Source organism: Alteraurantiacibacter aestuarii, assembly GCF_039523595.1.
GTDB classification, from domain to species: domain Bacteria; phylum Pseudomonadota; class Alphaproteobacteria; order Sphingomonadales; family Sphingomonadaceae; genus Alteraurantiacibacter; species Alteraurantiacibacter aestuarii.
This window is the reverse complement of the sequence record NZ_BAAAFP010000002.1, coordinates 663,475-675,606: the sequence shown is the minus strand read 5'-3', so window position 1 is coordinate 675,606 and position 12,132 is coordinate 663,475. Positions and strand designations below refer to the sequence as shown.

The following is a 12,132-nucleotide window of genomic DNA, read 5'->3' as shown; positions in this document are numbered from 1 at the left end:
TATTACAATATGTTAGAGAAACTTCGCGGATAAATTGTGCGGAAAAATATACAGATATTTTGACACCTGTGCGATTTTCCGCACAGTGTTCCTGTCATGAGCGCTATCTCGCTATCCTCCTCCCGCATCCGATCGGGCCTCGCCACGCTGGCGCTGGCGGTGCTGGCGGGCCTGCTATTGTGGGGCATTGACCGGTTGATGCGCACGCAGGCGATTGCCGAAGCGGGATCGCTGGCGCGCAATGATGCCGCGATCCTTTCCTCCGGCCTGCAAAGCGAACTGGACAAGTTCATCCTGGTGCCGCTGGTGCTGGCGCAGGACCCCCAGGTGCAATCCTTCCTGTCCGGTGAGATCGGCCAGCGCGCGATGATGAACGAGCGGCTGGAAGCGCTGGCCATGCAGACCAGTGCCGCAGCAATCTATCTGATGACCGATGAGGGCGAGACGCTGGCGGCCAGCAACTGGCGCCTGCCGACCAGCTTCGTGGGATCGAACTACCGCTTCCGCCGCTATTTCCGCACCGCGATGGAGCAAGGCTCCGCCACGCAGTTCGCGCTTGGCACGGTCAGCCGCCGCCCCGGCCTCTATGTCGCCCAGCGCATCGGGCCGGCATCGGACCCCATCGGCATTGTCGCGGTGAAAGTGGAGTTCGATACGCTGGAGGCCAGCTGGCGCGCGGCGACGGAGGGCGTCTATGTCACGGACAGGGACGGCGTGGTGCTGCTCGCCAGCAATCCGGACTGGCGCTTCCGGGCCGCCACACCCGCTGCGCTGGAAGGCCGGGATGTGGAAGCCGACCGCCAGCAGTTCGGCATTGAAGCGCTTCAGCCGCTCGAAATTCGCCGGGCGGATACGCTGGACCGGGTGCTGACCGCTCCGCTGCTCGACGCGCAGCAGCCAATCGCGCTTGACGGGTGGGAACTGCACCTGCTTGTCGACCCCTCACCGCAGGTGGAGGCCGCGATTGCCAATGGCAGGCTGCTGCTGCTGTTCGCGCTGGCCATTCTCGGGCTGGCGGTGTGGGGCTGGCTGTATCTGCGCCGCCAGCGCCTTGTCACCGTGGAAGCCGCGGCGGCAGAACGCACCCGCACCTTGCGAGAGCAGCTGACCCAGGCAAACCGGCTGGCCACGCTGGGCCAGATTTCCGCCGGTGTGGGCCATGAAATCGCCCAGCCCACCGCCGCCGCGCGTGTCTTTGCCGAAAACGGCACGCGCATGCTCGCGGCGGGCAACAGTCAGGGCGCGGCCCAGAATTTCACCCGCATCGTTGAATTGACCGAGAGGATCGGCCGCATCACCGGGGAATTGCGCCGCTTCAGCCGCCGCCAGCCATCTGATCCCCGGGCAATGGAGATCGGCCAGGCCATCCGCGGCGCTCTGCTGCTGCTGCATGAACGGGTGGAGAGCCTTGGGGTGCAGCTTGTCCTGCCTGCCGAGGACACGATGGCCATCATCGTCCAGGCGGAACATGTGCGGCTGGAACAAGTGCTGGTGAACCTGCTGCAAAATGCCATCGATGCTGCCGGACCGGAAGGCGAGATTGCCATCACCATTGTCGCTGACGAAAAGGACTGCCTGCTCACCGTCAGCGACAACGGACCGGGGATAGACGAGGCACTGATGGACCAGCTGTTCCAGCCGTTTGCCACCACCAAGGCCGACGGGCTGGGACTGGGCCTGGTGATATCGCGCGACATCATGCGTGAGCTGGGCGGCGATCTGACCGCCAGCAGCAGCGCAAGCGGCGCCCACTTCACCATGCGGATTCCCCGCGCATGATCGAGGATGCAAACACGCGCGTGATCTTCGTCGAGGATGACGAGACGCTGCGAGAGGCCACTGTGCAGGGCCTTGAGCTGGAGGGCTTTCAGGTCGAAGCGCACGGCAATGCCGCATCGGCGCTGCGCAGGCTGGAGGCGGATTTCCCCGGCGTCATCGTCAGCGACATCCGCTTGCCGGGCATGGACGGGCTGGAGTTCTTTGACGAGGTCCGGCGGCGCGATGCGGACCTGCCGCTGATCTTCACCACCGGGCACGGCGATGTGGCGATGGCGGTGGAGGCGATGAAGGACGGTGCCGCCGACTTCCTGACCAAGCCTTATTCCAGCGGGCAATTGTTCGATGCCATCCGCCGCGCTGCGGACAAGCGCGCGCTGGTGATCGAAAACCGCAAATTGCGTAGCGAACTGGCCGGGCGCGTACCGCCGCGCGTGCTGGGATCATCGCAACAGGCCGAAAGGCTGAGCCGCATGATCGCAGACGTTGCCGCCGCCGATATCGACCTGATGATCGCGGGCGCAAGCGGCACGGGCAAGAACTTCGTGGCGCGGCAGATTCACGATCTGGGGCCGCGCCATCGCCGCCCGTTCATCACCATCGATGCCGGGATCGTGGCGCATGAGGATGCCGAACTGCTGATCTTCGGACGCGATCCGGGCAGTGGCCAATCCTATTCCGGCCTGTCGCGCCTTGGCCTGATAGAAAAGGCCAATGGCGGCACGCTGTTCCTGGACGAGATCGCCACCATGCCCGAGGCGATACAGGCGCGGCTGCTGAGCATGGTGGAAAGCCGCACGGTCCTGCCCATCGGCGCAGACCGGCCGCGCAATGTGAATATCCGCGTAATCTCTGCCACCCGCCACGGCGAAGGCCTGCCCACCGCCTCCGCCGTGGCCACGTCGCTGTTTCACCGCCTGTCCGGAATCAGGATCACCCTGCCCACGCTGGCAGAGCGGCGCGACGACATACCGGAGATATTCCGCCATTTCGTGGCCGAATATGAGCGTGATCTGGAACTGGTTGCCCAGCCCATCAGCGAGCTGGAATGGCACCATCTGGCCAGCCATGACTGGACCGGCAACCTGCGCGAACTGCGCGCCTTTGCCCGCAATTTCGTGCTCGGCCTGTCACAGTTCGCCCGTATCGCTCCCGGCAGCGAAAACGCCGGGCAGGATGAACAATCGCTGCGCGGCATGGTCGAGCGGTTTGAACGCGCGGTGCTGGAAGATGCGCTGCGCCGCAATGGCGGGCGCGCGGTGGCGGTGGCGGCCAGCCTGAAAATCCAGCGCAAGACGCTGTATGACAAGCTGGCCCGATACGGCCTGAGACCCGCAGATTTCCGTTCCGAAAGCTAGGCCGCCAACTTACCCGAAATCGACCGGATAGGGTTTCAGCTCGCCGGATTCGTAGCGCTTTTCCAGACCGGGCGTGCCGTTTTCCATCACCATCAGCATCGATCGCTTGGGCGAGAAGCCCTGATGGCGAATGTCTGCCGGCATGGCGCACACATCGCCCGCCTTCATCACGATCCGGCCACGCGGCGCGCCGGTGGCCTTGTCCGCAATGTTCCAGTGAATTTCGTCGGTCAGCTGGATGAACCATTCGTTCCGGTCATTGCCGTGGATCACCGGCAGCATGTGCTCTTCCGATGTCACGCAGCAGATGCTGGCCCCGGTAATGGCGGTGAAGGACGGGTTCCACGTCACATCTGCGCGGGCGATATGGTCGAACAGGTTGATTGCATGCAGCTGGCCCTCAAAGCCCGGCTCGCATTCGATATCGGGCGTGTCGAATTCCATATCGGCAAAGGCGCGGTTGATCGGATGGCCGGTTGCGTCGGAGCGAACGGGTGCATCGCCTTCAAGGCCCAGCATGCGTTCCGCCGGACGGAAGCCGCGCACCAGCTCGTCCGTGCGCTCAACCGTCTTGGGGCCGATCGGCGTGCCGGTTTCCAGCGGCGCGCTCAGCGGATCATAGCCTTCGTTGATCCAGTTGCGCGAGATCGTCTCAAACGCCTCGCTGATCACCTGCGCATCGAAGGTTTCCAGATAATCCAGCCCCTGGTCCTTGTACCCGCGGTCATAGGAGCCGGCGAACATGTCCACCGTGCCGTAGTGATTGGTGGTGCCGAAAATATCGTCGAAGAAGATCCAGCCGTAGAAGAAGCCCCAGCCGATATCGCGCACCATCGCCCGCAGGAAGCGGTCGACCTCGATGATATGGCTGCCCTTGGGCCATTTGATGTGGGCGAAATATTCATCGCGGGTGAATTCAAAATTGCCGAGTCGGAAGCTGTCATAGCCGGTATCGGGATCGGTGCCGGTCGAGATGACCTTGGTGCTATCGGGGGTGGTAATTGCGTCCATTGCCTTGTCCTTTCCCGTCAATCCAGCGTGCAGATTTCAGACCAGCGCTTGACCGTTACCGGCCCGTCCATGGTCTGGATCAGCGTGACTGCCGGCGCGGCCGAGCCCATCTGGTAGGCCGCGCCTTTGGGCAGCAGCACCTGGTGTCCGCGCCGCGCGGTGACCTTGCCCATCACCGGGCCATTGGGCTGCGCGCCCAGCTGCATGGCGCCGCCTTCATGGCTGGGGAGCTGGTCATCCTGCATCTTGATGAAGCGAAAGGTGACTTCCCCGTCCATCACGATGGCGAATTCATCATGCGGGGCGACATACCACGGGGAATCGCCTTCCACCCGCATCGCTTCAGCCACATATTCAAGGTTCTGCGCCACCGCGATCCGTTCAAATGGCTTGGCCGCGCCCGCCACTTCGAAGATGTTGGAAAAAGCGTATTTCTGCAGGTCGTCCTTCAGCTCGATCACACCCTTGGTGTAGGAATCGAGCGATCCGATGCGCGTATTATAGGCCAATGTAAGCCCCTCCCATGTGCCGGTAGTTTGCCGATCTGGAAGCGAAGCTATCATTGAAGGCGGACAAAGGGCAATGCGCAAAGCGGCCCTTGATGCAGGAGCGCGCAGCTAGGGGTGGAAACCCTCCAGCTGCCGCACCGCCTCGCGGCCGACCATACGCTCCAGCCAGGCCATGATCGCAGGCGTTGCCTCCGGGTTGCAGATAGCGGGCATCATGCGCGGCAGGCCGGGCACCATCGAATACCATTTGATATCGGCCAGCGTATATTGCTCGCCCAGCAGCCAGTCCTGCCCGTGCGCCAGCTGCCCCTCCAGCTTGTACGCCACATTGCCGAGGCGGCGGCGCGCGTCCTCCAGCTCTGCCTCGCTGAAGCCGGTGCTGGACACTTTCTCCCACTTTGCGCGCACTTCGGCATTGGGCATGTTGGCCAGCCGCTGCGCCATTTCCGCCTTGTCTATCTTCGATGCAAAGGGCGTTGCGCCATGTGCGCCCAGCACGGTGAGCGCGGGGCAGAAATACTCATCCACATATTTGGTCCACACGCGCATTTCCGCTCGCTCCCACATATCGGCGGGGCGCAGCGGATTGTCGGTGAAGACATCCTCCAGATATTCATTGATCACGGTGGATTCGCGCACCACGCGCCCGTCATGCACCAGCACCGGCACCATGCCTTCGGGGCTGATCTTGCGGAAGGCGGGATCGTGATGCTCCCAATTGCGAGAATTGAGCAGGCGGTTTTCAAATGCCAGCCCCTTTTCCAGCAGGCACAATAGCGGGGTAAGTGAATTGGCCACTGGTCCGAAATGGTAAAGTGAAAGCATTCCCCGTCCCCGATATTCCGGCCGATTTTCCTTGTGGCAATCAGCTGCTTTCATCTTAGTGTGTGAGCACGTGGCAAGACAAGCCGCACGGGAGAGGGATTGATGCGCGAATTCTCCGGCAGGACGGCCGTTATCACCGGCGGTGGCAGCGGGATTGGCCTTGGCATGGCCCGCGCCTTCCTGGCTCGCGGCATGAATGTGGTGCTGGCGGACCTGCTGCAAAACCATCTGGATGAAGCCGCGGGTGAACTGGGCCACACCAACCGGGTGATGTGCCTGCAACTGGATGTGACCGACCGCGCCGCCATGGCCGATGCGCAGCAGCGCACCGCCGCCACTTTCGGCAATGTGCACGTGCTGTGCAACAATGTGGGGGTCAGCCAGCGCAATCCGATTGACGAGGCTTCCTACGAAGACTGGGACTATGTGATGGACGTCAACCTTGGCGGCACGATCAACGGCCTGATCACCTTCCTGCCCGGCATGAAGGCGCACGGCGAAGGCGGGCATGTGGTCAACACCAGTTCGATGGCGGGCATGATCCCGGTCCCCGCATTTGCGGGCATATATGCCACCAGCAAATTCGCCATCAGGGGCATGACGGATGCGCTGCGGCTGGCGCTGGCACCATACAGGATCGGCGCGTCAGTGCTGTGCCCTGGCATGACCCAGACGCGCGCCATGACGGCGGGCGATCTGTACCGCAAGGCGCATGGGGGCGAAGCTGTCAGCAGCGAAAAGCGCGATCCGATAGAGGCAGGCATGTCGACCGCCGAAATCGGTGAAATCGTGGCCCGCGCGATAGAGGACAACCAGCTGTATATCTTCCCCCACGGCGAATTTCGCGATGAAGTGGCCGCCTATTTTGACGAGATGCTGGCCGCCTTCCCCACCGATTATGAAATCGACGACAGGCGCAGGGAAGGCGAATTGCGCCGCGCGAAGATGACTGCGGAAGCCAGGGCCGTGGCCGATGCGCTGGGCGATGTTGCGGACGGGGAGCGCCGGTCATGAAGGATGTTGCGGGCAAGACCGCCTTTGTCACCGGCGGCGCCAGCGGCATCGGGCTGGGCATGGCCAAGTCCTTCGCCGGGGCCGGCATGAAAGTGGCCATCGCCGATATTCGCGAGGATCATCTGGATCAGGCGCGCGCGGAAATGGCCGATGCGGGGCTGGCGAACAATGCCATTTTCCTCACGCTCGATGTCACCGACCGTGACGCCTATGAAGAAGCCGCACAGCAGGTGGAGAGCGCCTTGGGCAATCTGCACGTGCTGTGCAACAATGCCGGGATCGGCATGGCCAAATCCATCGGCAAGGCCAGCTATCAGGACTGGGACTGGGCGGTCGATATCAACATCAATTCGCTGTTCAACGGCGTGCACACATGGCTGCCGCGCATCCGCGCGCATGGTGAAGGCGGGCACGTGGTCAATACCGCCAGCATGGCCGGCATTCTGCAATATAGCGGTGCCGGGATCTATGTGGCGACCAAGTTTGCCGTGGTCGGCTTTTCCGAAGCCCTGCGCGCTGAGCTGGCACCCGAAGGCATAGGCGTATCGGCATTCTGCCCCGGCGGGGTGCGCAGCAATCTCCGCGATTATGAGGCCACCCGTCCCGGTCGCTTTGCCAACGCGCAGCAGGAAGACGCGCCCAGCGGCCCGCCGCCCGGTTTCAATTTCAGCGAGGATGATCTGGCACGGCTGCAAAGCCTGACCGCCAGCCCGGAAGAAGCGGGCGAAATCGTGCTGCAGGGAATCAGGGACAATGCGCTCTACATCTTCACCGCGCCCGAATATCGCCCCGGCGTGCAGCAGCGTTTCGATGCGGTGATGCGCGCGATGGGCGAGGACGCAGCACGCACCAGGACCGCGCAGGATTTGATACCCGGCCTGGTGGGAAGCCCGATCTATTCAGAGAAATAACTTCGGCGGTCTTTGACCAAGCCACCCTGGATCAGGCGAAAGCGAAGGCTTGCTGGCGCTCCTCATCCACCACCGTGAAGCGCCGGTCATGCGCTTGCAGCTTCAGCCGCATCTTCGGCATTGAGCCGGTCCACTTCCTGCCGGAACGGCTTCAGCCCCAGCCATGTCACCACCAGTGCGGCGGGCAGGAAGATGATGTGCAACAGCATGATCGACCAGCGCAGGTCATCGGGCGACGTGAAGATGTAATCGGTGGTCGCCCCGGTAATCACCGGTGAGAGGCCCTGGCCAATCACGGTGAAGATGAACAGGTACAGCGCCATCACCTGCCCGCGCACCTGATTGGGGGTGATGATCAGCATCACCGCATTCAGCATCGGCCCGGTCATCCCCAGCGTCAGCATGGCCACCGCGTTGAACGCCACCGCCAGTTCGGGTGTGGGCATCATCGGCATCAGAATGGCGAAGGGAATGGCGAAGAAGCGGGTGTAGAGAATGACGCGATAGGCCCCGTCCATCTTGCCGCGCGCCTGGAACCAGTCGACCCATTTGGCGCCCAGATACAGCCCCAGCAGCATCGCCACGATGGAGACCACGCCCGATACCATGCCATATGTGGACGGCGGCCAGCCATAGGTGCGTTCAAAGAATGCGGCCCCCCATGCCCGCCCGCCGGCATCGAGCGAGCCGAGCGTGAGGCCGATGAACATCGGGCCGAATATGGGGAACTTGGCCCACATATATTTGACCGCGCCGATCACCGGAACCTGCGAGACCTGCGACCTGATCATCCGGCGCGGCGGTTCCTTGACCGTCAGCAACAGCAGCGAGACCAGTATGCCCGGCAGGCCAACGCCCAGGAACACCACCTGCCAGGGCTGCAACTGGCCGACCAGCGGCAGCACCGGATTGCCGATATTGGCAACCATCCAGATCATCGCCCCGCCCAGCAGCAGCGACAATCCGCTGCCCGCGACAGAGCCGATCTGCAAGGTCGCCACCGCGCGCGGCAATTTGTCACGCGGGAAGTAATCGGCCACGATGGAATAGGCCGCCGGGCCGTTCACCGCCTCACCCGCGCCCACCACGAAGCGGGCGATGAACAGCTGGACAAAGTTGCTCGCCAGTCCGCAGGCTGCCGTGGCCGCGCTCCACACGAAAATGCCCACAGAGATGATCCATGTGCGCCGCCAGCGATCGATCAGCACCGACAGGGGCACGCCCAGCACCACATAAAACAGCACGAAGGCCGGACCCAGCAGCAGGCTTGCCTGCGTGTCTGTCAGCCCGAAATCGACGATGATCTGCTGGATCAGCAGACCCAAAATGCCCTGGTCCAGCATGGCGAAGGTGGTGGTGAGCGCCAATATGCCAACCGCATACCAGCCCTGGCCAGAGGGCGGATACGGCTCTTGCCCGCGCGGCAAAGCGCTCTCCCCCTGTGCAACAACATGTGCAACAACACTCGCCATCGGCTCTCCCCCCAAACTCAGTTCCCGGTCAGCCTCAGCGGCACAGTTCCGGACCCATCGCGGCAATGATTGGCATGTGCGCCACTGCCGGGATCGTCGCGGCAGGATCGATGGCGAGAAATTCGGGAGAGACATGCCGGCCCTGCCCCATGTCGATATAGCGGTGGGTGAAAGGCACGCCCTTGTCATGCAGGCAAAGCAGCGGCTTGCCCGAATTGGCGTCAGGCTCCCAGGTCAAAACCTCGAGCATTCCCCTCTCCCTCATGCCTTTGGCAGGCATTCGCGAAAGGTCTAGGTTGGGGCCCGATGCCTGTCAAACAATGGCGTGCCGGGTGCGACTTTGACAGGCTGGGCGCGCAAGGCCGATCCGTTCAATTCGGTCGCCTGCCTCCAAAGCATCGGCCACAAGATCGAGATAGAGCGCATAATCGCCGTCCTCAAAAAACGTCTGCTCACGCCGGCTACCGCGCTGGGTGACATGATGCGGAATACCGGGAAGGACAATGCGAGGAAGCCGAGCCGTTGGGAGCGAAGAGCGCGGCCTCCGCGGAGCGTCAATTATTGGGGGTTATTGCACCTGTCACCGTAATTAGATAGCGAACTATTGAGTGCACTAATGGCGCGCTGTTGGACACGTGGATCATGAGCCGCAGGCAGGTTTGCCCAGCTATCACCCACATTCACACTTTGCGGCGCGGTTCGGTAGTCGATCGTGATAACTTCAACGGCGGATGAACCTGATCGATATCGCCAGAGCTATGTAAATTGGTATCCCGTAAGAGACTAGAATCTCTACTGAAATATCTACAACGTCAAATTGATTAGGGTCTCTTCGAAGAAGATACAGACCGATCCCTCCGTTGTATATCCATCCAGCAGCAATGTATGGAAGCTCAACGAACAACCATAAGGCCAATAATATCTTTTCAACTTTTGTCATTCGAATGTGTTCGCTGCGACAAAATACCAAAGGTGACGAGGGCGGTAATCGATATGACGATAAGATGAAACATGATTGCGATGCCATAGGTGGAACCTATGGAGGGGTATATGAAGCCAACGGCAATGATCTCCGTTACGGTCAAAGCAGAAATAACGGCGAGAGGCAGCTTAACTGCCCATCGTATACTTGTGATCATCCTGAACACCGTCACCGAGATGACCGACATAACAACAGCAACGGCGTAAGCGGCTAAATCCATGCCCATGTTCCGATTGGATTATTCAAACAACCCGCCTAGCTACCTTGCAATCCCCCCCAAAGAGCCGCACACCTACGAAATAGGTTTCTTGAGGCGCAACGGGAGTAATATTGGGAGAGCTAGGTGGGCGTAGAAGCGGCTCGAATAGTTCCGGCCTTTCCACATGCATATTGGCGTGAAATTCTCGATCACATTGGCCCCGAGGAATTCCCCGCGTTTGGTAGCAGACATCATGTGCAGCGCACGACCGAGGAAAAATGTCCGGCACTCCGGTGCACCCATCTAAGACATTGTTAGACCCAGGTCGCCGGTCATAAGGAAGCTCAGCCTCAACACTTTGCGGCGCCACGGCATCAGCCGTGACAAAGACTGTGGGCCCATCATCTCGCTTAGCCGTTACTACAATTGTATCTCGAGCCAATTGCTCTTCATACTCGGCAAGATGGCCGTCAAATGGATCTGAGAAACCAAACAATCCGGCTCCGCCAAACCCGCCACCGAGCGGAACAGAATTGTAGTTCCTGCAACCAATCACGATAATATCGGCTACCACACTTCCATCGGCATAGCCAATCGGATCGGTCTGCATGAAGCGGCCTGGCGTGGGCGAGTACATGCGCGCCTTATAGTAATAGAGGCCCAGTTCGGGAAGCCATGCCTGCCCGGTATACTGGAACCGCCCAGAGTTGGGGGCGGCGGGCACGCCATAATCATCATAGGTGTTGATGCGAATATCGCTGCCTCCGCAGAGCGTTGATAATTAGGGATTATTGCACCTGTCACCGTGACTCTTTTGGAGTCGCAGAAAAATTCAACTCCAGCATCATTCGGATTTGTGGTAATTGTATACGGACTCAAAATACTCCTTCCGACTTTTGGGAACGTGCGAGAAATTCCATCCCGTTTTCTCTGATTCTGGATCTGTAAATTGCTCTTGAGCAACCTCCAAAAGATCGCAGATTTCGTCAGTATGTGCAGATAAGTAATCAAGATTGGCAGATTGATAGGCTTGAGCTAGAGACATATTCGTTTTCATATCAGAAAACGAACGCGTTAGAATTGGAGTGCTTGGATAACAGTCGATCTGCTTCTGACGCGCGATGTCAGCAGCAGTTCGCAATACTCCACCTCGCTTTTCATTCATCGTAATCTGCATCAAAATCTCTAGAAATCGCGCATTCCCACTAATTACAATTTGGTATGAGAAGTTTTGGTCAATTGCCCGGACGAAGACCTCTCCAAAATCGGTGAAGCTCCTTAGGCACAATGTCATGCCTAACCCGTCTAAGAATTGCTCGTATTTGTTCATGTCCAATTTCAATTTATGGGCATCTTTCAATTTTTAAATCAATCGGCAGCGTGAATATTGGTGCGCCAGGTTCGTAGCCTGCGGCGAATGCTTTTGCTCCTACTGGGAGTAAAATCCTTGATCCATCATCTGGATACACTTGGCTTTGATTGGCGCTTAGGCATGCATTGCCCGTCTTCACTTCTACGATAAACCTACTGCCAGGACCCTCGGCACCTGGACGATAAGCGACGAAGTCGGCAACTGCTCGACAACTTGGCGGTGAAATCAAATTTCCGTCTGGTCCCTAAAAAAATCACGCGAAAGGAAACATTTGTTACAATTAAGTAACCAGGGGAACGGACGGCAAGCGCAGATTCTGCTACAGCATCCTCGTGTCGCTGACGTCGCTCTTGAATGGAGCAGATGTCATCACTTCACGGCGCCTCAGAAGGAGCAACCGAATTGTCATTATTCCTCGGAGCTTGGAAGAAAATATTGGGAATGTTCATCCCGTCGGCATAGCCAATCGGATCGGTCTGCATGAAGCGGCCTGGCGTGGGCGAGTACATGCGCGCCTTATAATAATAGAGGCCCAGTTCGGGAAGCCATGCCTGCCCGGTATACTGGAACCGCCCGGAGTTGGTGGCGGCGGGCACGGAATACTGTGCCAGTCTGTCATGGGATTTGCATTCGCCTCCGTGCGATCATACGCTGCCTCCGCGCGATCATACGCTGTTTGCCTGATCGCCCGTGGGGAGGGCCA

At 59.9% G+C, this 12,132-nt stretch carries 13 protein-coding genes; 4 read left to right on the top strand and 9 right to left on the bottom strand.

Going from position 1 to position 12,132, the window contains the following annotated elements; genetic code table 11:
* The first annotated feature begins 96 nt into the window (after window positions 1-96).
* Entirely contained in the window at window positions 97-1,779 is a 1,683-nt protein-coding gene (locus ABDZ98_RS06810) for a sensor histidine kinase (RefSeq protein WP_160590017.1), read from the top strand.
* Complete coding sequence (locus ABDZ98_RS06805; RefSeq protein WP_160590019.1) at window positions 1,776-3,134, top strand: sigma-54-dependent transcriptional regulator; 1,359 nt, start codon at window positions 1,776-1,778, stop codon at window positions 3,132-3,134. Before ABDZ98_RS06810 ends, ABDZ98_RS06805 begins: the two co-directional genes overlap by 4 nt.
* A gap of 9 nt (window positions 3,135-3,143) precedes the next feature.
* Here ABDZ98_RS06805 and ABDZ98_RS06800 read toward each other — a convergent pair whose 3' ends face one another.
* The 3 genes from ABDZ98_RS06800 to ABDZ98_RS06790 form a co-directional block, all read right to left on the bottom strand.
* The gene (locus ABDZ98_RS06800; protein WP_160590020.1) at window positions 3,144-4,145 is read right to left on the bottom strand and encodes a hydroxyquinol 1,2-dioxygenase; all 1,002 of its coding nucleotides are present in this window, start codon (window positions 4,143-4,145) and stop codon (window positions 3,144-3,146) included.
* Window positions 4,146-4,162: 17 nt separating this feature from the next.
* On the bottom strand, window positions 4,163-4,654 hold the full coding sequence (locus ABDZ98_RS06795; RefSeq protein WP_160590021.1) for a cupin domain-containing protein: 492 nt from the start codon (window positions 4,652-4,654) through the stop codon (window positions 4,163-4,165).
* 108 nt (window positions 4,655-4,762) lie between these two features.
* Window positions 4,763-5,479 (bottom strand): glutathione S-transferase family protein, encoded by a 717-nt coding sequence (locus ABDZ98_RS06790; RefSeq protein ID WP_160590023.1) that lies wholly within the window; start codon window positions 5,477-5,479, stop codon window positions 4,763-4,765.
* A 102-nt stretch (window positions 5,480-5,581) separates the two neighbouring features.
* Here ABDZ98_RS06790 and ABDZ98_RS06785 point away from each other — a divergent pair, with 102 nt between their 5' ends.
* A complete protein-coding gene (locus ABDZ98_RS06785; RefSeq protein WP_160590025.1) occupies window positions 5,582-6,493 on the top strand; it encodes an SDR family NAD(P)-dependent oxidoreductase in 912 nt (303 codons plus the stop codon).
* The gene (locus ABDZ98_RS06780; protein ID WP_160590027.1) at window positions 6,490-7,404 is read left to right on the top strand and encodes an SDR family NAD(P)-dependent oxidoreductase; all 915 of its coding nucleotides are present in this window, start codon (window positions 6,490-6,492) and stop codon (window positions 7,402-7,404) included. The genes ABDZ98_RS06785 and ABDZ98_RS06780 overlap by 4 nt, the downstream gene beginning before the upstream one ends.
* Window positions 7,405-7,490: 86 nt before the next feature.
* Here the strand turns inward: ABDZ98_RS06780 and ABDZ98_RS06775 are convergent, their stop codons facing one another.
* The 6 genes from ABDZ98_RS06775 to ABDZ98_RS06750 all read right to left on the bottom strand — a co-directional run bounded on the left by ABDZ98_RS06775 (window position 7,491) and on the right by ABDZ98_RS06750 (window position 12,025).
* Complete coding sequence (locus ABDZ98_RS06775; RefSeq protein ID WP_160590028.1) at window positions 7,491-8,876, bottom strand: MFS transporter; 1,386 nt, start codon at window positions 8,874-8,876, stop codon at window positions 7,491-7,493.
* Window positions 8,877-8,910: 34 nt separating this feature from the next.
* Window positions 8,911-9,126: a glutathione S-transferase N-terminal domain-containing protein gene (locus tag ABDZ98_RS06770; RefSeq protein WP_160590030.1), complete on the bottom strand. Its 216-nt coding sequence runs from the start codon at window positions 9,124-9,126 to the stop codon at window positions 8,911-8,913.
* Between the two features lie 676 nt (window positions 9,127-9,802).
* Complete coding sequence (locus ABDZ98_RS06765) at window positions 9,803-10,078, bottom strand: hypothetical protein (protein WP_160590032.1); 276 nt, start codon at window positions 10,076-10,078, stop codon at window positions 9,803-9,805.
* Between the two features lie 22 nt (window positions 10,079-10,100).
* Window positions 10,101-10,805 carry an RHS repeat-associated core domain-containing protein gene (locus ABDZ98_RS06760; protein WP_343808899.1) on the bottom strand — a complete coding sequence of 235 codons (705 nt, stop codon included), beginning with the start codon at window positions 10,803-10,805 and terminating at the stop codon, window positions 10,101-10,103.
* A gap of 96 nt (window positions 10,806-10,901) precedes the next feature.
* Window positions 10,902-11,387 (bottom strand): hypothetical protein, encoded by a 486-nt coding sequence (locus ABDZ98_RS06755; RefSeq protein WP_160590034.1) that lies wholly within the window; start codon window positions 11,385-11,387, stop codon window positions 10,902-10,904.
* Window positions 11,388-11,803: 416 nt separating this feature from the next.
* Window positions 11,804-12,025 (bottom strand): RHS repeat-associated core domain-containing protein, encoded by a 222-nt coding sequence (locus ABDZ98_RS06750; protein ID WP_337190155.1) that lies wholly within the window; start codon window positions 12,023-12,025, stop codon window positions 11,804-11,806.
* Window positions 12,026-12,132: the final 107 nt, after the last annotated feature.